Annotated in this window: 24 protein-coding genes; 20 read left to right on the forward strand and 4 right to left on the reverse strand. The window is 68.5% G+C overall.

The genetic code is table 11. The features are described 5' to 3' along the window. Window positions 1-59 precede the first annotated feature (59 nt). From E3O22_RS02635 to E3O22_RS02650, 4 genes are all read left to right on the forward strand, one after another. Entirely contained in the window at window positions 60-605 is a 546-nt protein-coding gene (locus E3O22_RS02635) for a copper chaperone PCu(A)C (protein ID WP_134394381.1), read from the forward strand. Continuing rightward, window positions 602-1,864 (forward strand): Dyp-type peroxidase, encoded by a 1,263-nt coding sequence (locus E3O22_RS02640; RefSeq protein WP_241976488.1) that lies wholly within the window; start codon window positions 602-604, stop codon window positions 1,862-1,864. Before E3O22_RS02635 ends, E3O22_RS02640 begins: the two co-directional genes overlap by 4 nt. Window positions 1,865-1,951: 87 nt before the next feature. Continuing rightward, window positions 1,952-2,551, forward strand: a complete 600-nt coding sequence (locus E3O22_RS02645) for a DUF308 domain-containing protein (protein WP_134394382.1) — start codon at window positions 1,952-1,954, stop codon at window positions 2,549-2,551. After that, window positions 2,548-2,802, forward strand: a complete 255-nt coding sequence (locus E3O22_RS02650) for a hypothetical protein (protein WP_104099765.1) — start codon at window positions 2,548-2,550, stop codon at window positions 2,800-2,802. Before E3O22_RS02645 ends, E3O22_RS02650 begins: the two co-directional genes overlap by 4 nt. A 112-nt stretch (window positions 2,803-2,914) precedes the next feature. On the opposite strand, the gene purB is transcribed toward E3O22_RS02650, so the two are convergent. Beyond that, window positions 2,915-4,297 carry an adenylosuccinate lyase gene (purB, locus tag E3O22_RS02655; RefSeq protein ID WP_134394383.1) on the reverse strand — a complete coding sequence of 461 codons (1,383 nt, stop codon included), beginning with the start codon at window positions 4,295-4,297 and terminating at the stop codon, window positions 2,915-2,917. Then, window positions 4,294-4,821 (reverse strand): low molecular weight protein-tyrosine-phosphatase, encoded by a 528-nt coding sequence (locus E3O22_RS02660; protein WP_134394387.1) that lies wholly within the window; start codon window positions 4,819-4,821, stop codon window positions 4,294-4,296. Before E3O22_RS02660 ends, purB begins: the two co-directional genes overlap by 4 nt. Before the next feature lie 180 nt (window positions 4,822-5,001). Between E3O22_RS02660 and E3O22_RS02665 the strand changes: the two genes are divergently transcribed. Together E3O22_RS02665 and E3O22_RS02670 are read left to right on the forward strand one after the other, a co-directional pair. After that, a complete protein-coding gene (locus E3O22_RS02665) occupies window positions 5,002-5,352 on the forward strand; it encodes a hypothetical protein (RefSeq protein ID WP_134394384.1) in 351 nt (116 codons plus the stop codon). Next, window positions 5,349-6,851, forward strand: coding sequence for a hypothetical protein (locus tag E3O22_RS02670; protein WP_134397068.1), 1,503 nt, complete (start codon window positions 5,349-5,351; stop codon window positions 6,849-6,851). The genes E3O22_RS02665 and E3O22_RS02670 overlap by 4 nt, the downstream gene beginning before the upstream one ends. 18 nt (window positions 6,852-6,869) lie before the next feature. On the opposite strand, the gene E3O22_RS02675 is transcribed toward E3O22_RS02670, so the two are convergent. After that, entirely contained in the window at window positions 6,870-7,262 is a 393-nt protein-coding gene (locus tag E3O22_RS02675; RefSeq protein WP_104099761.1) for a phage holin family protein, read from the reverse strand. Window positions 7,263-7,361: 99 nt separating this feature from the next. Here E3O22_RS02675 and E3O22_RS02680 point away from each other — a divergent pair, with 99 nt between their 5' ends. The 14 genes from E3O22_RS02680 to E3O22_RS02745 all read left to right on the forward strand — a co-directional run bounded on the left by E3O22_RS02680 (window position 7,362) and on the right by E3O22_RS02745 (window position 19,671). Further along, entirely contained in the window at window positions 7,362-8,465 is a 1,104-nt protein-coding gene (locus E3O22_RS02680) for a histidinol-phosphate transaminase (RefSeq protein WP_134395428.1), read from the forward strand. A 40-nt stretch (window positions 8,466-8,505) separates the two neighbouring features. Continuing rightward, the gene (locus E3O22_RS02685; RefSeq protein WP_104169832.1) at window positions 8,506-9,597 is read left to right on the forward strand and encodes a thiamine pyrophosphate-dependent dehydrogenase E1 component subunit alpha; all 1,092 of its coding nucleotides are present in this window, start codon (window positions 8,506-8,508) and stop codon (window positions 9,595-9,597) included. 119 nt (window positions 9,598-9,716) lie between these two features. After that, window positions 9,717-10,676 (forward strand): alpha-ketoacid dehydrogenase subunit beta, encoded by a 960-nt coding sequence (locus E3O22_RS02690; RefSeq protein WP_241973471.1) that lies wholly within the window; start codon window positions 9,717-9,719, stop codon window positions 10,674-10,676. Window positions 10,677-10,727: 51 nt separating this feature from the next. Further along, entirely contained in the window at window positions 10,728-12,104 is a 1,377-nt protein-coding gene (locus tag E3O22_RS02695) for a dihydrolipoamide acetyltransferase family protein (protein ID WP_134397069.1), read from the forward strand. Between the two features lie 74 nt (window positions 12,105-12,178). After that, window positions 12,179-13,198 carry a metal ABC transporter substrate-binding protein gene (locus tag E3O22_RS02700; RefSeq protein ID WP_134394800.1) on the forward strand — a complete coding sequence of 340 codons (1,020 nt, stop codon included), beginning with the start codon at window positions 12,179-12,181 and terminating at the stop codon, window positions 13,196-13,198. Window positions 13,199-13,205: 7 nt separating this feature from the next. Then, window positions 13,206-13,997: a metal ABC transporter ATP-binding protein gene (locus E3O22_RS02705; RefSeq protein WP_134394799.1), complete on the forward strand. Its 792-nt coding sequence runs from the start codon at window positions 13,206-13,208 to the stop codon at window positions 13,995-13,997. Between the two features lies 1 nt (window position 13,998). Next, window positions 13,999-14,913: a metal ABC transporter permease gene (locus E3O22_RS02710; protein WP_134394798.1), complete on the forward strand. Its 915-nt coding sequence runs from the start codon at window positions 13,999-14,001 to the stop codon at window positions 14,911-14,913. Beyond that, window positions 14,913-15,719 carry a metal ABC transporter permease gene (locus E3O22_RS02715; protein ID WP_134394802.1) on the forward strand — a complete coding sequence of 269 codons (807 nt, stop codon included), beginning with the start codon at window positions 14,913-14,915 and terminating at the stop codon, window positions 15,717-15,719. The genes E3O22_RS02710 and E3O22_RS02715 overlap by 1 nt, the downstream gene beginning before the upstream one ends. After that, the gene (locus E3O22_RS02720) at window positions 15,716-16,111 is read left to right on the forward strand and encodes a Fur family transcriptional regulator (RefSeq protein ID WP_134394797.1); all 396 of its coding nucleotides are present in this window, start codon (window positions 15,716-15,718) and stop codon (window positions 16,109-16,111) included. Before E3O22_RS02715 ends, E3O22_RS02720 begins: the two co-directional genes overlap by 4 nt. Window positions 16,112-16,273: 162 nt before the next feature. Beyond that, window positions 16,274-16,510 (forward strand): 50S ribosomal protein L28, encoded by a 237-nt coding sequence (gene rpmB / locus E3O22_RS02725; protein WP_104099753.1) that lies wholly within the window; start codon window positions 16,274-16,276, stop codon window positions 16,508-16,510. After that, window positions 16,510-16,677, forward strand: a complete 168-nt coding sequence (rpmG, locus tag E3O22_RS02730) for a 50S ribosomal protein L33 (RefSeq protein WP_104099752.1) — start codon at window positions 16,510-16,512, stop codon at window positions 16,675-16,677. Before rpmB ends, rpmG begins: the two co-directional genes overlap by 1 nt. 2 nt (window positions 16,678-16,679) lie before the next feature. Further along, complete coding sequence (gene rpsN, locus E3O22_RS02735; protein ID WP_104099751.1) at window positions 16,680-16,985, forward strand: 30S ribosomal protein S14; 306 nt, start codon at window positions 16,680-16,682, stop codon at window positions 16,983-16,985. Window positions 16,986-17,258: 273 nt separating this feature from the next. Next, entirely contained in the window at window positions 17,259-17,546 is a 288-nt protein-coding gene (locus tag E3O22_RS02740; protein WP_104099750.1) for an HU family DNA-binding protein, read from the forward strand. Between the two features lie 136 nt (window positions 17,547-17,682). Continuing rightward, window positions 17,683-19,671, forward strand: a complete 1,989-nt coding sequence (locus E3O22_RS02745; protein ID WP_134394801.1) for a cytochrome c oxidase assembly protein — start codon at window positions 17,683-17,685, stop codon at window positions 19,669-19,671. Between the two features lie 33 nt (window positions 19,672-19,704). Here E3O22_RS02745 and E3O22_RS02750 read toward each other — a convergent pair whose 3' ends face one another. Further along, window positions 19,705-20,748, reverse strand: coding sequence for a hypothetical protein (locus E3O22_RS02750; protein ID WP_134394796.1), 1,044 nt, complete (start codon window positions 20,746-20,748; stop codon window positions 19,705-19,707). Window positions 20,749-20,817 lie beyond the last annotated feature (69 nt).

The raw sequence follows: 20,817 nt of genomic DNA on the forward strand, positions 1-20,817 counted from the left end.
CACCTGAAGCACCGCATCGTTTCCCGACCACCCAATGCACCACACCAGGAGAACCGCTCATGAAGCTCAACACCGTTCCCACCCGTCTCGTCGTTGCCGCCGCCGCTCTGATGCTGGCCCTCTCGGGCTGCGCCGGCGCGACCGAGGCACCCGCGGCGACGACCGACAACGCCACCTCGGCCGACACCCTAACCATGACGGATGCCTGGGTCAAGGCGAGCGAGTCCGGCATGACCGGCGCCTTTGGCCTGCTCGAGAACTCCGGACCCGACGACATCACGGTCGTCTCAGCCGAGACTTCCGCGGCCTCGATGATCGAACTTCACGAAACCGTCGCCAACGACGCCGGCGACATGGTCATGCAGGAGAATCCGGATGGCTTCGTGGTGCCGGCCGGCGGCTCCATTGAACTCGTCCCTGGCGGCCGTCACATCATGCTGATGGGGCTCACCGGCCCGCTCGCCGCCGGCGATGAGGCCGCCTTCACCCTCGACCTCGCCGACGGGTCGAGCCTGGACTTCTCGGCCCCGGTGAAGGACTACACCGGCGCCAACGAAACATACGAGGGCGACACCGAAACGGACATGGATACCGACAACCAGTGAGTTCTCTCACAGAGAGTGAACGGAGCGGACCGTCCGAATCGTCCGCGCAGTCGGGCCGCCGGCTCAGCCGGCGCCACCTTCTTCTGGGTGGTGCCGCCGCCGGGATCGGTGCGGCCGGAGCCATGGGCATCGACCGCTTGGCCCAGGCCGGGATCGGCGGTTCTACGGCTCCGTCGGTGCCGCTCTTTCGCGGCACCGACGCCGTGCCCTTCTTCGGAGTGCACCAGGCCGGGGTGGACACCGACCCGCAAACCCAGGTCACGTTCGTGGCGCTCAACCTGCTCGCGCAGATCGACCGGGCCGCGCTGCGGCGGATGATGCGCATCCTGACCGACGATGCCGCCCGGCTCACCCAGGGCGAGGGCGCCCTGGCCGACTCGGAACCCGAGCTGGCCGTCGTGCCGGCCCGGCTGACGGTCACCTTCGGCTTCGGCCCCGGCCTCGTCGCCGTCACCGGGGGAGAGGCTCCCGGCTGGCTGAGGCCCCTGCCCGCATTCACGATCGACCGGCTCCAGCCGGAGTGGAACGACGGTGACCTGCTGCTGCAGATCGCCGCCGACGACCCGATGACGGTCGCCCATGCCACCCGAATGCTGCTGAAGGACCTGCGCTCCTTCGCGTCGGTGCGGTGGGTTCAGTCCGGCTTCCGCCGAGCGGCCGGTTCGGAGATGCCCGGCACCACCATGCGCAACCTGTTCGGCCAGGTGGACGGCACCGCGAACCCGGCCGCCGGAACGGCCGACTTCAATGCCTTGGTCTGGGGCACGGCCTCCGGTCCCGGCTGGCTGGTCGGTGGAACCAGCCTCGTCCTGCGTCGGATCAGCATGAACCTCGACACGTGGGATGGGCTCGACCGCTCGGGCCGCGAGTCCGCGGTCGGACGCACTCTCGCCGTCGGGGCGCCGCTCACGGGCACGAAGGAGTGCGACGAGCCCGACTTCACGGCGACGAACGCGCTCGGGTTCCCGGTCATCCCCGAGTACTCCCACCTGCGTCGGGCCCGGTCGGAGGACCGGTCCCAGCGCATCCACCGCCGCGGCTACAACTATGACGACGCGCCTCAGGGTTCCGGCGTCTCCAACTCCGGACTGCTGTTCGCGTGTTTCCAGGCGGATGTCGACGCGCAGTTCGTGCCCATCCAACAGCGCCTCGACACCCTCGACCTGCTCAACCAGTGGACCACCCCGATCGGTTCCGCGGTGTTCGCGATTCCGCCGGGATGCGCGACGGACGGCTACATCGGCGACACCCTGTTCTGACCGATCTGCGCACCGGGGCCCAGCGGGCGGCCAGGGCCGCCCGCGTAGACTGTATCCGTCTCAACCCGCAATGAAAGAGGTCGCCGCGTGGCGAACGCCCAGGCTCCACACTCCTCCACCGGCCGGTACTGGCCGGTGCCGGTGCTGCGGGCCGCCCTCACCCTTGTGCCGGCGGCCGCGATCACCTTCAACGCCGATCATTCGGCGGAATTCGGCCTTTTCGTGTTCGGCGCCTTCGCGCTACTCAGCGGCCTCACGGTGGGTCTGCTCAGCCGGCGCATGCTGGCCGATCCGCGGGAGCGGTCCCTCTTTGTGGTGCAGGGCGCAGTAGGTGTCGTCGCCGGCCTCCTCGCGCTGCTCTTCCACGCGGGCGGACTCGGTTTCTTCCTCTTCCTAGTCTCGGTCTGGGCGGCGGTGACCGGTTTCCTCGAGCTGTACAGCGGCATCCGTGCGCGTCGGCGCGACCCGGCCGACCGTGACTGGCTGCTGGTCGGCGCCGTCACCGTCCTGCTGGCCGTGATCTTCCTGCTGCTGCCGCCCAACGCAGTGGTATCGGTCGGCCTGTTCGGCGCCTACCTCGTGATGCTCGGCGTCTACCTCGCCATCGCCGGGTTTTCCCTCAAGTGGTCCGGCACGGATGCCGCCCGCGCCCTCACGGCCTCACCCAACGATTCGGACACCCTGTGACCCAGAACACCCCGCGCACGCCCAGCCGTTCCGAGAAGCTCAAGCCGATCGAGCTCGTCGGCTTCTCGGCCGTGATGGCCGTGTTCCTCGGCCTGGTCGTGCTGATGAGCACCCGGGACGTGGTGCTGGCGTTGATCGGTTTCGGTGGCACGTTCATCCTCGTGCTCGTCGTGATCGCGATGCTCGTGCTCGGCATGAAGCCGAACCCGGCCGAGAGGTCCGACCTCGACGAGCAGGACCGGGGCCTTTGAACTGAGGCGCCGTGCGTACTCCGACGCCACGAGCATTCTGACGCCGCGCGTGAGGTACGCCGCTGCGCAGGTGGCACGCCACCAGCGGAGCGGCGCAGCACCCGCGCAGCCGCTAGGTCAGGTAGTCGAGAAGCGGGTCCGCGAGACCCACGTAGCTGCCCGGGGTCAGCGCGAGCAGTCGCGCCTTGGCGGCGTCGCCGATCTCCAGTCCGGTGACGAAGTCCACCAGATCGTCCCGGTTGATCCGCTTGCCCCGGGTGAGCTCCTTGAGCAGGGCGTAGGGGTCCTCGATCGTAGAGCGCCCCGCCGACACCTCGGCGCGGATCACGGTCTGGATCGCCTCGCCGAGGATCTCCCAGTTGGCGTCGAGGTCCCGGGCGAGCATGGCGCGGTCGATGTCGATTTCGCTGAGGCCGCGCAGAATGTTGTCGAGGGCGAGCAGGGAGTGCCCGAAGCCCACGCCGATGTTGCGCTGGGTGGTGGAGTCGGTCAGGTCGCGCTGCAGCCGCGAGGTCACCAGTGTCGCCGCGAGCGAGTCGAGGATCGCGCTGGACAGCTCGAGGTTGGCCTCCGCATTCTCGAAACGGATGGGGTTGATCTTGTGCGGCATGGTCGATGAGCCGGTGGCCCCGACCTGCGGGATCTGGCGGAAGTAGCCGAGCGAGATGTAGGTCCAGACATCCGTCGCCAGGTTGTGCAGCACCCGGTTCGCGTGGGAGACGCGCGAGTAGAGCTCGGCCTGCCAATCGTGGGACTCGATCTGGGTGGTCAGCGGGTTCCAGGTGAGCCCGAGACCCTCGACGAAGCCGCGCGACACGGCCGGCCAGTCGACGGCGGGATCGGCCGCGACGTGGGCGGCAAAGGTGCCGGTGGCACCGCTGAATTTGCCCAGGTACTCGCTGTCCTCGACCTGCTGGACCAGGCGTTCGAGCCGGTAGACGAAGACCGCGAGCTCCTTTCCCACCGTGGTGGGTGTCGCCGGCTGGCCGTGTGTGCGGGCCAGCATGGAATCGGCGCGGTATTCGAGGGCGCGCAGGCGCAGGGCGCCGATGACGGCGCGAAACTTGGGCAGCCAGACCTCGCGCACGGCGTCGCTCACGGTCAGTGCGTAGGACAGGTTGTTGATGTCCTCGCTGGTGGCGGCGAAGTGGGTGAGCTCGCTGATGTGGTCGAGGCCCAGCGTGCTCAGGCGGCGGCGCACGAGGTACTCGACGGCCTTCACGTCGTGCCGGGTGGTGGCTTCCAGCACGGCCAACTCGTCGATCTCGGTCTGGCCGAAGTCGGTGACCAGAGCGCGCAGGCCGAGCTTCTGCTCGGCGTTCAGCGGCACGGAGCCGAACAGGCTGCGGTCGGTGAGGGTGATCAGCCACTCCACCTCGACCTGCACCCGGGCCCGGTTGAGACCTGCCTCGGATAGGTACTCGCCCAGTTCGGTGACGGCGGCGCGGTAGCGGCCATCGAGTGGGCTGAGGACCTGGGGCGGTAATGGACTCATCGGTCTCCCTGTCGGATTGCGGGTGCAAGTTGCGCGAAGAGCGCTTCATTTGCGCTCTCAATCATGCCAAGAACCGTGTCAAAGAAAGCATCGTCGGAATAGTAGGGGTCGGGAACGTCCAGCAGGGTAGCCTGGGCCGCATCGAAACTGAGCAGCAGGCGCACCTTGCTGCGGTCACGCTCGGTCGTGGCCCAGTTGCGCAGAATCCGTTCCTGGGCGCGGTCGAGCACCACGACGAGGTCGAGGTCGGCAAACCACTCGGGGTCGAACTGGCGGGCCCGATGATGCCTGCCGTCGTAGCCGCGGGTGGCCAGGGCGGCGATCGTGCGCTGATCCGCCTGCTCGCCGACATGCCAGTCGCCGGTGCCGGCGGAGCTGGTGGTGATCAAGCGACCCAGGCCGGAGCGGGTGATCAGGTCGCGAAGCATGACTTCGGCCATCGGCGAACGGCAGATGTTTCCGGTGCAGACGAAAATAATGCGGAACGGTGTCGACTCATCGGGTGTGATCGACACAATGTCCATCTCCCCATTGTGTTGCACCCGGCCCCCTCCCCAGCCGCCGCCGTGCGGCATGTTCCGTGAACTCTCGGATTCGCAGCGACCTCGTCTGCCGGGGGTGGCACGCTCACTGGCAGCGAATCCGCAGCGCGCAGAAGGGCGGAGATGGAGATTCCGGGCGGCACCAGCTCGACTTGCACGATCGTGACTCACTACGCGCTGGAGGCGCGCCTGGACGAACTTCGGCAGCGACGGATGCTGCTGCGCCTGCTGCGCGACGACGTCGACAGGGCGGCGGGCCAGCTCACGGCCGGCGATTTGACCGGCTCGTGGCGCTCAGAGGCCCAGCGGGGCTACGATCGCCAGCGCAGCGATCTCGCCGGCGAGCTCCGCCGAGCCGCCGGGCTCCTCGACGCCGCCCTCACCGAGGTGGTGGCCGCGATCGATCAGGTTGGGGCTACTCTGGCCGAGGCCGAGGCCGAAGCCGAGGCCCGGACCCGGGCGCCGGTCCCGGCCCGGGCACCCGGCCCGGCTCCGCCCCGGGCGGAGCGATGACGGGGGAGCGGCCTGGCGGCCACGGCGACACCCTGATCCTGTCCGGCGGCGGGAGCACGCTCGTCGCCACCGACACGCTGCTGGCCGAGGCGGTGCGGCTGCGGCTGCTTCAGGGCGACGCCGAGGACTGGCTGGTGCGGGTGGCACGCATCCAGGCACTGGATTCGGACCAGCCCCTCGGTCCGGTGATGAGCCTGCCCAACGCCGGGATGAACGTGTTCGCGGCCCGCTCCGCCCTGGAGCGAGTCGCGGAGCGCAGCCAGACCCTCGCCGACGCTCTCATCGCGGCGGCGGAGGGCTACGGCAGGGCCGAGCGCCTGCGGGACTGGGGAGCAAGCCTCTCCGGGGCCTGGCTGGGCTCCACCCTCGGGCTGCTGGCACCTCTTCTGGCCCTCGCGGCCGTGCCCGGACTCACGGTCGGCGTAGTGGGGCTGGTGCTCGGCGGTCTGCTCACCGGCCGGCGTCCGGGAGACGCGCCCGCCGAGATCGGCGCCTGGGTACACGCGCATCCGCGGGCCCTGACCAACCCGGTTTTGGTCGAGGCGGTGCGGGTGATCGTCTCCTCGGCCGACGACGCGGCCACCGGTCGTGCCGGGGTGCCGTTCCCGGTGTCACTGGCCCTCGGCGACGAGGGCCTCGGCCTGCTCGGTGTCACGACGACCGCGGCGGGCCTGGTCGGGCTCGCCCGCCCCCTCGGCCTGCTGCGCGAGACTCCCGTGTCGGTGGAGCGGCTCGACGGCGGGACCCGCCCCCTCGGCCCGCCGCCTGCGGGTGCCGCGCGGCCCGGCGCCGCTCACCCCGGCCGGCCCGTCGCTCCGCCGGCCGGATTCGGGGACCTGGCTGCCCGCATCCCCTCGGTGTCGGAGGACGCCCCGCAGATGCGCATCGAGCGTTATGGCGGTCCGGACGACGCATCCTGGGTGGTCTACATCGGCGGCACCGCGGCGTGGAGCCCGGTCGCCGGGGAACAACCGTGGGACCTCACCTCCAACCTCGCCGCCCTCGCCGACCAGGGCTCCGGCTCCTATCGGGCGGTCGTCGAGGCCATGCGGGAGGCAGGGGTGGCGCCGAGCGACCCGGTGGTTCCGGTGGGCCACTCGCAAGGCGGGTTGGTCGCGGCGCAGCTCGCGGCGTCCGGGGACTTCAACACCGTCGCGGTGGTGACCTTTGGGGGACTCACCGCCCAAGTGGCCCTGCCCGCAGACGTGGAGGCCGTCATGGTCGAGCACACCGACGACCTCGTCCCGGCCCTGGGGGGCACGGCCGCCGGCGACGATGAGCGCTTGGTGGTGCGGCGCGAGGTGTTCGCTGAGACGGAGGTGCCGCTCGACCGGCCGCTGCCGGCTCACGCCCTCACCGCCTACCGGGACACCGGGCGGCTCATGGACGGCTCCGAGGAACCACGATTGCAGGAGTTTCGGGAGACCCTCGGGACGATCCTCGGCACGGAAGCCGGCGAGTCCTCCCGGTGGCGGGGCATCCGCCTGGCCGACGGCTGACCCGACGGCTGGAGATCGCTACGAGCGGGGGGTGACCGGTCGGATCAACACGCCGAGAATCCAGCTGATGATGCCCAGCACGAGTGCGCCGAGCACACCCCACCAAAAATCGTCCACCACGAGCCCGAAGCCGACCAGGCCCGAGAACCAGGCCACGATCATCAGCAGGAAACCATTCACGATCAAGGAGATCAGGCCGAGCGTGAGGATGTAGACCGGGAACGCGACAACCCGCACGAAGCCGCCGATCACACTGTTGACGAGGCCGAAGACCAGCGCGACCAGCAGATAGGTGGCGATCAGGGCGGTCGTGCCCTCGGCGAACGGGTCGACCCGCACCCCGCTGACGAGCAGGGTCGTGAGCCACAGGGCGACGGAGTTGAGGATCAGCTTGATCAGGAATCTGGCCATGACTCCACTATGGCATCGCCGGTGACTGGTCGCACGGAGAGGACAGCCCGAAGCCTGACCATGCGGCCACGTGAATATGCTGCGGCGTAGAATCGCCGAGTGAGCCCATCAGACCCGCCCTCGGTCCGCCTGCGCCCCGAGATTGTCGCCCTCCCGGCCTATCGGCAGGGTCAAGCTGCCGCTGCCAGTGCGTTCAAACTCTCGAGCAACGAGAACCCCTTCGATCCGCTGCCCGGCGTCATCGCCGCCGTGAACGCCGAGACCGCGTACAACCGGTACCCGGATGCCTCGGCGCTGGCCCTGCGCGAACGGCTGGCCACGCAGTTCGGCCGGAGCGTCGACGAGGTGCACATCGGGGCCGGCTCCGTGGCCCTCCTGGCCCAGCTCATCCTCGCCGCCGCGGGACCGGGTGACGAGGTGCTCTACTCGTGGCGCTCCTTCGAGGCCTACCCCGGCCTGGTCACCGTCGCCGGTGCCACGAGCGTGCAGGTCCCGAACCGGGCCGACCATGGCCACGACCTGCCCGAGATGGCCACCCGCATCACGGACCGTACCCGCGTCGTCATCATCTGCAGCCCGAACAATCCGACCGGCACCGCCGTCACGGGCGACGAGTTCGAATCGTTCATGGCGGTCGTCCCGCCGGACCTCCTCGTCATCCTCGATGAGGCCTACTGCGAGTTCGTCACCGACCCCGAGGCGGTTACCGGGCTGCCACTGCTGTCCCGATTCCCGAACCTGGTCGTGCTACGCACCTTCTCCAAGGCCTACGGCCTGGCCGGCCTGCGCGTCGGCTACGCCCTCGGTCCCGTCGCCGTGCTCGACGCAGCGAGGTCCACCGCGATCCCGCTCTCGGTCACAGGTGTTGCCGGCGCGGCCGCGATCGCCTCTCTCGACGCCGCCGACCAGCTGCTGCGGCGGGTGCGTGCCCTGACCGAGCGGCGCGACCGGGTCTGGCGCCAGCTGGGCGAGCAGGGCTGGAACATTCCGGTGCCTCAGGGAAACTTCATCTGGCTGCCCACCGCCGAGGACACCGCCGACATCGCCGATGTCCTGTCGGCCGTCGGCCTGATCGTGCGCCCGTTCCCCGAGGGCATCCGAATTTCGATCGGTGAGGAAGAATCCGTGGGGAAGCTCCTGGGCATTTGCGCCGATATTGTTGACGATCTACCAACGGGGCACCCAGCCCGGAAGCTAGGTTAGTACGGTGTCAGCGACCCTGAATGCCTCTCCCACGGTGCGAATGCTCTCCCCGGAGGGTGTCTTCGCCCCGAGTGATTCCGCGGCCGAGTTCCTGCCCTACCTCGATCGACTGACCGAGGCCGACCATCGGCGGTTCTACCGCGACATGGTGGTGGTGCGCCGGTTCGACACCGAGGCCGCGAACCTGCAGAGGCAGGGCCAACTGGCCCTCTGGGTGCCCAGCCACGGCCAGGAGGCCGCCCAGGTCGGCTCCGCCTACGCAACCCGGCCGCAGGACCACGTGTTCCCGTCCTATCGCGAGCACGTCGTCGGCATGATCCGCGGACTCGACCCCGTCGATATCCTGCGGATGCTGCGCGGCGTCACCCTCGGCGGCTGGACCCCCGAGGACCACGGCAACTTCCACCTCTACACCCTGGTGCTGGCCTCGCAGACCCTGCACGCCACGGGCTACGCGATGGGCATGCAGCTCGACGGCGCGACCGCGACCGGCAACCCCGAGACCGACCAGGCCGTCATCGTGTACTACGGCGATGGAGCTTCGTCGCAGGGCGACGCCAACGAGGCGCTCGTCTTCGCCGCCAGCTACCAGACCCCGCAGGTCTTCTTCCTGCAGAACAACCACTGGGCCATCTCGGTGCCCGTGACCCGGCAGTCCCGCACACCGCTCTACCTGCGTGCCGCCGGCTTCGGCATGCCCGGCACCCAGATCGACGGCAACGACGTGCTCGCCAGTTTCGCGGTGACGGCCAAGCACCTGGACGACGCCCGCGCCGGCCACGGCCCCGCCCTGATCGAGGCCCTGACCTACCGAGTCGGCGCCCACACCACGGCCGACGACCCCACCAAGTACCGCGACCCGGAGCAGCTGGCCTACTGGGTGGCCCGCGACCCGATCGTGCGCTTCCGCAGCTACCTGCAGGGCCTGGGCGTCGAGCAGGAGTTCCTCGACGCCGTCGACGAGGAGGCCGACGACTACGCCGCGGATGTGCGCCGCAGGGCCCTCGACATCCACTCCCCGGAGAAGGCCGTCATCTTCGACAACGTCTACGCCGAACCCCACCCGTTGATCCAGGAACAGAAGGCCTGGCTCGACCACTACGAGGCATCCTTCGAAGGAGGCGACGCATGAGCGACACGATCGTGACGAGCACCACCGGCCTCGCCACACCGACCACCGCGATGCCGACCCCGGGACACCCGGCCGCCGCCAAGCGGGCCATTCCCGGCACCGGATCGGCGAACCTGCCGATGACGAAGGCCCTCAACGCGGGTCTGCGCCAGGCCATGCGCGACAACCCCCGGGTGCTGATGATGGGCGAGGACATCGGCCCGCTGGGCGGGGTCTTCCGCGTCACCGAGGGTCTGATCGCCGAATTCGGCGACAAGCGCGTGCTCGACACCCCGCTGGCGGAGTCCGGCATCATCGGTACGGCCATCGGCCTGGCCCTGCGCGGCTACCGCCCGGTCTGCGAGATCCAGTTCGACGGGTTCGTCTTTCCCGGCTTTGACCAGATCACCAGCCAGCTGGCGCGGATGCGCAACCGGCACGAGGGCGAGGTCTCCATGCCCGTCGTGATCCGCATCCCCTACGGCGGCCACATCGGGTCGATCGAGCATCATCAGGAGAGCCCGGAGACGTACTTCGCGCACACGCCGGGCCTGCGCGTGGTCAGCCCGTCGAACCCGCACGACGCCTACTGGATGATGCAGGAGGCCATCGCCTCCGACGACCCGGTCATCTTCTTCGAGCCCAAGAGCCGCTACTGGCCCAAGGGTGAGGTGAACCTTGCCGAGAGCGGCACGCCCCTGCACGCCAGCCGAGTGGTACGCAGCGGCACGGATGCGACGGTCGTCGGCCACGGCGCCATGGTCAGCGTTTTGTTGCAGGCGGCGGATCTCGCGGCGGCGGAGGGAACCAGCGTCGAGGTCATCGACCTGCGTTCAATCTCGCCGATCGACTACGGTCCCATCCTCGCGTCGGTCGAGAAGACCGGGCATCTGGTCGTCGCCCAGGAGGCCCACGGCTTCGTCAGCGTCGGATCGGAGATCGCCGCGACCGTCATGGAGAAGGCCTTCTACCTGCTCGAGGCTCCCGTGCTGCGCGTCTCCGGTTTCGACACCCCGTTCCCGCCGGCCGCCGTCGAGACGCACTTCCTGCCCAGCCCGGACCGCGTGCTCGAGGCCGTCGACCGCGCCCTCTCCTACTGATATGACTCGCACCAGGGCTTCTCGCCTCACCAATCGCAAGGAGCGTACTCGATGAGCGTGTCGAAATTCACACTGCCCGACGTCGGCGAGGGTCTCACCGAGGCCGAAATCGTGGAGTGGAAGGTGGCGCCCGGCGACACCGTGTCGATCAACCAGGTGCTGGTCGAGATCGAGACCGCGAAGTCGCTCGTCGAGCTGCCGTCGCCATACGTCGGCGTGGTCGGGGAGATCCTGGTGAAACCCGGTACGACCGTCGACGTCGGAACGGTCATCATCACCATCGTGGCCGAGACCGTCGCCGTCGCGTCTGCTCCGAGCGATGCGATCGCGAACGGCGCGGGTGAGCTGGCCAGCGCCGCAGCGGATGCCGGCTCCACCATCACGGACGAGCCGGCCGAGACGCAGGGCGCGGTCCTGGTCGGCCGCGGCGCCGCGGCGACCATGCCGACCCGGCGCAAGCGCCACGGGGTGACCCCCGTCGCCCACGCGTCGATCGCGCCGCCGCCCGTGCACCCCACGCGCCCGGCCACCCCGCAGCTCCCGCAGCTGCCGCGCGCAGCATCCGCGGGCCCCGTCGTCGCCAAGCCGCCGATCCGCAAGCTGGCCAAAGACCTCGGCGTGGACTTGTCCCTCGTCGAGGCGACCGGCCCGGTCGGTGACGTCACCCGCGAGGACGTGCTGCGGGAGGCCACCCAGGCCAGCGTGTTCCGCAACATCCAGACGCCGGAATGGCCCAGCGACCGTGAGGAGCGCGTCCCGGTCAAAGGCGTGCGCAAGGCCATCGCCCAGGCCATGGCCTCCAGCGCCTTCACCGCACCGCACGTGAGCCTCTTCGTCGACGTGGACGCCACCCGCACCATGGAGTTCGTCAAGCGGCTCAAGGCGTCCACCGACTTCGCGGGCGTGCGCGTGTCCCCGATGCTGATCATGGCCAAGGCCATGATCTGGGCGGTGCGGCGCAACCCCACGGTCAACTCGGTTTTCACCGACGAGGAAATCGTGATCAAGCACTACGTGAACCTGGGCATCGCCGCGGCCACCCCCCGTGGGCTCATCGTGCCCAATGTGAAGGAAGCGCAGGACATGAGCCTGCTTGAACTGGCCCGCGCCCTCGAGAAGCTCACGCTCACCGCGCGGGACGGCAAGACCTCGCCGGCGGAGATGTCGAACGGCACCATCACGATCACCAATATCGGTGTCTTCGGCATGGATACCGGCACGCCCATCCTCAACTCCGGCGAGGCCGGCATCGTGGCCCTCGGAACGATCAAGCCCAAACCGTGGGTCGTCGACGGCGAGGTGCGGGTGCGTCAGGTGACGACCATCGGCGCGAGCTTCGACCATCGCGTGGTCGATGGGGATGTCGCGAGCCGCTTCCTGGCGGATGTCGCGAGCATCATCGAGGAGCCCGCGCTGCTGCTCGAGTAAAGTCCCGGGGGAGATCACGACGGCCGCCCTTATCGCTTTTGACAATCATTATCATTAGGCGTACCGTCGGCACTGTGATCAACAATCGTTTCGTCTTCACCGCCCTGGCCGCCGTTGCCGCGCTGACCCTGGCCGGCTGCACTCCCACCGGCGGTTCGGCGGATGGCGCCGCCGCCGGCGACCTCAAGGTGGTCGCGACGACCACCCAGGTGGCGGACCTCACCCGCAACGTCGTCGGCGACACCGCGGGCGTAGTAGTGACCCAGCTCATCCAGCCCAACCAGAGCGCGCACAGCTATGACCCGTCCGTGGCCGACCTCACGGCCCTCGGTGAGGCCGATGTGCTCGTGATCAATGGGGTCAGCCTCGAGGAGTGGCTCGACGACGCAATCAGCGCCAGCGGCTTCGACGGCGTGACGATCGACTCCGACGAGGGCATCGAGATCCTGGACATCGCAGTCGGCGAAGAGGACCACGCCGACGACAAGGCCGCGACGGATGACGCCGACCATTCCCACCAGGGCGGCAACCCGCACATCTGGACCGACGTGTCCAATGCCGAGACCATGGCCGTCACCATCACCTCGGGCCTCAGTGATGCCCAGCCGGACCTGGCCCCGGACTTCGAGGCCAACGCGACCGCCTACACCGGCCGGCTGGCCGAGCTCGACGACTGGATCCGTAACAACATCGACGCCGTGCCCGCCGAGCAGCGCCTGCTCGTGAGCAACCATGACGCATTCGGCTACTTCACCGAGGCCTACGGCATCACCTACGTCGGCTCCATCATCCCGAGCTTCGACGACAACGCCGAGCCCAGCGCCGCCGCGATCGACGAACTCGTCGCCGCCATCACGGCCACCGGGGTCAGGGCGGTCTTCTCCGAGGCCTCGATCAGCCCGAAGGCCGCCGACACCATCGCCGGCGAGGCCGGCGTCATCGTGTACTCGGGGGAGGACGCGCTCTACAGCGACTCCCTCGGTGCGCGGCACAGTGACGGCGCCACCTACATCAGTTCGCAGCTGCACAACGTCGGCCTGATCCTCGAATCCTGGGGAGTCGAGCCCACCGCGGTGCCCGCAGACCTGCGATAGTTAGTCAGTGATCGAGAACCCTTCTCAAGTACGGCCGAGCGCGCCTGTCGCGCTCAAGGTGGCGGGCGCCTCCTTTTCCTACGGCCAGAGCCCGGCCCTGGCCGACATCGACTTCGAGGTGCACGCCGGCGAGGCCGTGGCGCTGATCGGGCCCAACGGGTCCGGCAAGTCCACGCTGCTCAAGGGCATCCTCGGTCTGATCCAGCGCGTGAGCGGTACCGTCGAGGTGCTGGGGGCGGCAGCGGCCCCGGCCGGATCCATCGGCTACGTGCCGCAGGCCGACGAGATCGACCAGCAGTTCCCGGTCACGCTCGAGCAGGTCGTCATGATGGGCCGCTACCGCTCGCTAGGCTGGCTGCGCCTGCCCGGTAAGCGCGACCGTCAGGCCGTGGCCCGTGCACTCGACGCGGTGGGCCTCGCGCACCGCGCGAAAACCCGTTTCGGGGAACTCTCCGGCGGCCAGCAGCAGCGCGGACTGCTCGCGCGGGCCGTGGCCGCGGGGCCCCGCCTGCTGCTACTCGACGAGCCGTTCAACGGCCTCGACCAGCAGAATCGGGACGCGCTCGTGGGCACCGTCAAGCGTTTGAAGGAGGAGGGGGTGGCCGTGGTCGTCTCCACCCACGACCTCCAGCTCGCCCGCGAGGTCTGCGAACAGGTGTTGCTGCTCAATGGCACCCAGGTGGCGTTCGGGCCGCGCGAGTCGGTGCTGATCCTGGAGAACGTGCAGCGCACGTTCCGGGAGGTCGGCGTGGAGATCGACGAGCACACCGTAGTTGTGCCCGGGCACACCGGTCACTGAGATGGACTTCCTCAGCCCGCTGATCGACGCCTTTGCCCTGCCGTTCATGACCCGGGCCCTCTTCGTGCTGGGTGCGCTCAGCCTGGTGGCCGGCGTCGTCGGGGTGCTGGTCAACCTGCGGGGCCTCGAGTTCATCAGCGACGGTCTCACCCACGCGGTCTTCCCCGGCATCGCGATCGGCTTCGTCTGGGGTGGGCGCGAGGGGCTGTTCGCCGGCGCGATGGTCGCCGCCCTGTTCGCGGCGGTCATCCTCACTCTGATCGTGCGTCAGTCCGTGTCCTCGGATGCCGCGATCGCCATCGTCTTCACCGCCATGTTCAGCGTGGGCATCATCCTGGTCTCCCGCGAGACGAACTACGTCGGCCAGTTGGAGCAGCTTCTCTTCGGCCGCCTCCTCACGGTCAGCCCGAATGAGGTCGTGCAGACCGTTGCCATCTGCCTCGTGGCGCTGGTCCTGATCGGGCTCACGCTCAAGGAGGAGGTGTTCCGCGCCTTCGACCGGGTCGGCTTCGCCGCGGCCGGCTACCGCACGCTCGCGCTCGACCTCGTGCTCAACGTGGCGATCGCCCTCGTGGTCGTCGCGGCCTCCAGCGCCGTCGGCAACCTCCTCGTGCTGGCCGTGTTGATCGTGCCCGGCGCCGTGGCCCGGCTCATCACTGACCGGCTCTGGCTGCTGTTCCCAATCGCGGCCTGTTTCGCGGCCCTCGGTGCCTGGCTTGGACTCGTGCTCGGTTTCCAAGCATCCGTGCAGGCCGGTCTCGACCTGCCCAGCGGCGCGACCGTGGTGCTGGTGCTGGTCGCCGGCTACGCCGTGGTGCTGCTGTTGCGCCTGTCCATCGACGGACTTCGGCGGCTGGGTTCGCCCCGTCTGCGGCCGCAGCAGACCCCGCCGCCGCACGAACAGCCGGTGACGTGATGGGCTACTTCGAGAAGGCACTCCTCGCGGCCGCCGTGATCGGCGCCCTGTGCGGGCTGGTCGGATCCCTCGTCGTACTGCGCCGCCGCACTTTCTTCGCCCAGGCCCTCACCCACGCCACCTTTCCGGGCGCCGTGACCGCCACAATCGTCGGCGTGAGCATCCCACTCGGGGCGGCCCTGGCGAGCATCCTCATCGTCGGCATCATGACCCTGATCGGCCGGGTGAAGCGGCAGGGCACCCAGGTGGCGTCCGGTATCCTGCTCACCGCGGGCTTCGCGCTCGGCGTGCTTCTACAGGCCCTCAACCCGTCGCTGCCGGTGCAGGTCGACTCCTACCTTGTCGGGTCGATCCTCACCGTCACGACCGGTGACGTCTGGCTGGCCGTCGGCGTGCTCGGGGTGGCCGTGGCCGTGATGGTGCTGCTGGGCAAGGAGATCCTGTTCTCCACCTTCGACCCGAGCGGATTCCGCGCCGCCGGATTTCGGGAATGGCCGATCGAGCTGCTCACCCTCGCCCTGATCACCGCCACGGTGGTCACCGCAATGCCGGCCGTCGGGGCGATCCTCGCGATCGCGCTGATCGCGGCCCCGGCCGCCGCCGCGCGCCTGGTCACGCGCACCGCCACCCAGATCCTGGTTCTCGCGCCGGTGCTGGGCGCGGCCGCCGGCCTGGTCGGAGTGCTCCTGTCCCGGGCGATCGACGTGGCCGCCGGGCCGGCGATCGCCCTCACCGCGGCCGTCTTCTTCCTGCTGGCCCTGGGCGGTCGCCGGCTGGTCCGGGCGCGGCTACGGTTGAAAGCATGAAGCGAAACACCTGGCAGCGCGAGGCCGTGCGCACCGCGCTCAGCGACGCCGAGGGATTCGTCAGCGCCCAGGGTCTGCACGCCAGCCTGCACGCCACCGGTTCGCCCATCGGCCTGGCCACGGTGTACCGGGCCCTGGCCGACTTGGCCGGCGAGGGCGAGGCCGACTCGCTGCAGTCGCCCGACGGTGAGGCCCTCTACCGCGCCTGCAGCACGACCGACCACCACCACCACCTGATCTGCCGCAACTGCGGACTCACCGTCGAGATCGAAGCGGACGCCGTGGAGAACTGGGCCAAGAACGTGGCCGCCGAGCACGGCTTCAGCCAGGCCGCGCACGTGGTCGACGTCTTCGGTCTCTGCGCGGCCTGCTCCGCCGCATCCGTGGCCTAGCGGGTTTGCACCGGGGGAGCCGAGCGCGTAGTCTAAGACGCTGCTGCGCATATCTGTGCGTGCACTGCTGGTTCGCTCGCTTCCGCTTCGCGGGGGTGTCGCCGTGCCAGCCGACAAGAGATCTTGGGAAGGGCATTCGCCCTTCGGTATTGGAGGAGAACCATGGCAGCTACTTGCCAGGTGACCGGAGCCGTTCCCGGCTTCGGACACAACATTTCGCACTCGCACCGACGCACCAAGCGTCGCTTCGACCCGAACGTTCAGACCAAGAAGTACTACGTACCCTCGCTTCGCCGCAACGTCACGCTGACCCTGTCCGTCAAGGGCATCAAGGTGATCGACGCTCGTGGCATTGAATCGGTCGTCAAGGACCTTCTCGCCCGTGGGGAGAAAATCTAATGGCCAAGCAGCATGACGTCCGCCCGATCATCAAGCTCCGTTCGACGGCCGGCACCGGTTACACCTACGTGACCAAGAAGAACCGTCGCAACGACCCCGACCGTCTCGTACTCAAGAAGTACGACCCCGTAGTGCGCAAGCACGTTGACTTCCGTGAGGAGCGCTAAAAATGGCGAAGAAGAGCATGATTGCCAAGAACAACCAGCGCAAGGTTATCGTCGAGCGCTACGCCGCGAAGCGCCTTGAGCTTAAGAAGGCCCTCGTCAACCCGGCCGGCACCGATGAGTCCCGTGAAGCTGCTCGCCTCGGCCTGCAGAAGCTTCCCCGCAACGCGTCACCGGTTCGCCTGCGCAACCGCGACGCGGTCGACGGTCGTCCCCGTGGACACCTCAGCAAATTTGGAATCTCGCGCGTGCGTTTCCGCGACATGGCTCACCGCGGCGAACTGCCCGGCATCACCAAGTCCAGCTGGTAACACCGCACCAGGCCGCTTAGCCGATCATTCGGAACCTCGGTTCTGAAACGAGAGGATGTCGACTTCGGTCGGCATCCTCTTTTTTTCGCCCACAGCGAAAATGAAGCCGTTGCGGCAGCCAAACCGGCTGGAAACGCCGCAAATCCGCGGAATTCCGCGGTTGTCTGCTAGATTCAACCCGGTCCAACCGGCCAAACGGAGTCGCTCCTCGGAGCGTCGCCCGCAATACGTGAATCCCTGTTTTTACAGACAAAGGTCCGAGGAGGACACTCAATGGCTGACAAGTCGCTGAACAAGACCGAGCTCGTTGCCAAGGTTGCCGCAGACTCTGGCCAGAGCCAGGCTGCCGTCGACAGCGTTCTGAACGCTTTCTTTGCAACTCTCGCTGACACCGTCGCGAACGACGGCAAGGTCACGATCCCGGGCTGGCTCGGAGTCGAGCGCACCGCTACCGCAGCGCGCACCGGCCGCAACCCGCAGACCGGCGAAGAGATCGCCATCGCCGCGGGCCACCGCGTCAAGCTGACCGCTGGTAGCAAGCTCAAGGCTGCCGCCAAGTAGGTCTCGAACCAAGCAAGCAGGGCGTCGGCTTCGGTCGGCGCCCTGCTTTCGTCTATGACGTCACATGTCAGCGAGCCTCGTGCAGCGTGCGTCCACCGGGCACGGTTAGGCTGAGTCAGTGCCTCGTCTCGTGCGTATATCCGGTCCGGCAGTGCTCCTGCTGGTCGCGACGCTGGCGACGCTCGCCGCGCTAGCCTACGGCGGCGGCGCTTCGGCGCAGCTGCTGTCCGATCCGGGACCAGTCGTGCGGTGGGGTCTCCCGTTGGCCAAGCTCCTCGTCAACCTCGGCGCCGCCGGCACCATCGGCGCCCTCGTGCTCACCCTGTTCGCCCTGAGCCCTCGGGAACCCGAATACAACGCGGCCCTCGATTTCGCTGCCGGGTCCGCCGCCGTCTTCACCGTGGCATCCGCCCTCACCGGCTTCTTCACCTTCCTGCAGGTGACGACCATTCCGCTCAGCTTCGATGACCGATTCAGCGCCACCGCCGGACAGTTCTTCAGTGACATCGAGATCGGCCAGGCCTGGCTGATCACCACCCTGATCGCGGCCTTCGTCACCGTCCTGTGTTTCGCGGTGCGTTCACTGACCGGGCTCGTCTTCGTCACGGTCCTCGCCGTGGGTGCCCTGGTGCCGATTGCATTACAGGGGCACGCGGCCGGCGCTGAGGGGCACGACGTGGCCATCACCGCCCTGGGTCTGCACCTGGTCTTCGCCGCGGTCTGGCTGGGCGGGCTGCTGACCATCATCGTGCTGCGCAAGCAGTTGGCCGGCGGCCGCCTCGATCCGGTCATCGCGCGCTACTCCTCGCTCGCCCTCGTTTCCTTCATCGTCGTCGCTGCGTCCGGCTACGTCGGCGCCGAACTGCGGTTGGGCGCCTGGGACCGGCTGCTCTCGCCCTATGGCATCCTCGTTCTGGTCAAGGTCTTCGCCCTCACCGTGCTGGGCGCGTTCGGCGTGCTGCAGCGCCGGTACGTGATCGGGCGGATGCTGCGGAGCGCCCCCGCAGACCCCCATACTCCCGCACCCCACCGGAGCGTCTGGTTCTGGTGGCTCATCGTCACGGAACTGGCGTTCATGGGGCTCGCCTCCGGGGCCGCCGCCGCCCTCGCCAAGACCGCGACGCCGGTCGAGCAGATCACGGCGACCGAGATCCCCACCTCGACGCCCGCCCAAATCCTGACCGGCGAGCTCCTGCCGCCGCCGCTCACTTTCAGCCGCTACTTCACCGAGTGGAATTTCGACCTGGCCTGGGTGCTGTTCTGCGCATTCGGCATCTTCTTCTACGTGGCCGGGGTGCGCCGCCTGGCCCGCCGCGGCGATAAGTGGCCCGTGTTCCGCACCGTGCTCTGGGTGACCGGCATGCTGATCCTGTTCTACATCACCAACGGCGGCGCAAACCTCTACGCGAAGTACCTCTTCTCCTCCCACATGCTCATGCACATGGCGCTGACCATGCTCGTGCCCGTCTTTCTGGTGCCCGGGGCGCCGGTCACCCTCGCCGCCCGGGCCATCCGCAAGCGGCAGGACGGCAGCCGCGGCGCCCGCGAGTGGATCCTGTTGGCCGTGCACTCGACGTACGCGGGGTTCCTGGCCAATCCGCTGGTCGCAGCCGTGCTCTTCGCCGGTTCACTCTGGGTGTTCTATTACTCCTCGCTATTCAGCTGGGCGACGACCGACCACATCGGCCACGAGTGGATGATCGTGCACTTTCTGATCACCGGCTACCTGTTCGTGCAGTCGCTGATCGGCATCGACCCGGTGCCCTACCGCCTGCCCTACGCCGGCCGCCTGCTGCTTCTTCTCGGCACGATGGCCTTCCACGCCTTCTTCGGTGTCACCATGATGACGGGCACCGGGCTGCTCCTCGCCGACTGGTACGGGGCCATGGGGCGCGATTGGGGGCTCAGCGGCATCGAGGACCAGCAGATGGGCGGTGGCATCGCCTGGAGCGTCGGCGAGATCCCGACGATCGCCCTGGCCATTGCGGTGGCCATCCAATGGAGCCGCAGCGACGAGAAGGAAACCCGCCGCAAGGACCGAAACGCCGCCCGCACGGGCGACGCCGAACTGATCCAGTACAACGCAGGCCTGGCCCGTCTCGCCGCGCACGACCGCTCGGAGTAGCAGGGAAGCGCCCAGCAGGGCAGCCGCCGCCGCTCAGCGCAACTGGAGGGCGAGCGACCCGTCCGGGTTCACGGTCACGCTGATCGCGACCGCAAAGGACACGTCCTCATCCCGCACCTCCACATCGCCGTCGAAAAGCGACTGCACCTCCACCACGATGTGCGCCTGCCCCTCGGTGTCGGGCATCTCGAAGGTGGAGTCGCCGGCCACGAGGGTGACGGGGGGATACTGGGCGATCGACCAGATCGGGTCGTCACGCACCCGGTCGTTGATCTCGATGCCGAATGGGCAGTTCGTGGGCTGCAACACCTGTTGAGTGGTGCAATCGTCGAGGAAACGGTCCAGCTCGGCCTGGACCTGACCGATGAATTGGGCGTTGGGCTGGGCGTCGACCGTGACATCCGTCACCCCGGACGCGACGACCGGCACCGTCTGCGAGGCCGCGTCGAGCAGGGTGGAGGTGTGCTCGAACGAGTAGAGGGCAGGTGCGAAGGCCAGGTAGGCCGCCTGGTTCGAGAACGCTTCCGGCGCGCCATCGGCGGCGTGCGCACGCGTGTCGAGGGTCAGGCTGTTCACCGAGAACGTGGCCTGGTGCAGCACGTTCACGCGCAGCACAGCCAGCGGGCTGGTCGTGAAGCGCCAGCTGTCGAAAACGCCGAAGAACGTGCCGGCGCTCTCCACCTGGAAGGTCATCGCCGCGGGTGTGCCGTTCAGCCGGAACTCGTAGTCGACCGTGTGCCGTCCATCGGCCGACTCGTCGTCAGCGGTCAGACGGATGTCTGTGAGTTCTCCCAGCACGGAGTTCCGCAGCAGGGTGTCCGGCAGGTCCTTCGGCAGCGCGGCCGCTTCGAGCTCCGCAGCCGTGGGTCTGACCCCGGGAAGCATCAGCGCACTGGCGGTGTCTTTGCGGGCCAGGGCGTCGAGATACTGCCCCACGAAGCTGCCGGCGCTGTAGAGGTCGCGGTTGAGCGACCCGATCGTCGCGACCAGGCCTGCGCCGAGGAGGGCGGCAACGATGACTACGGCCACGATGGCGCGCCGCTCGTTACGCCGGCGCCTGCCGTCCCGGTTGCTCACCCCCACATCCTACGGGGCCGGTTCTCCACCAATGCGAAGACCGGGGCCGACTCGTGCAGCCGGGCCGGA

Origin of the sequence: Cryobacterium sp. TMT2-18-2 (assembly GCF_004402245.1) — a bacterium.
In the GTDB taxonomy this organism is placed as follows: Bacteria; Actinomycetota; Actinomycetes; order Actinomycetales; family Microbacteriaceae; genus Cryobacterium; species Cryobacterium sandaracinum.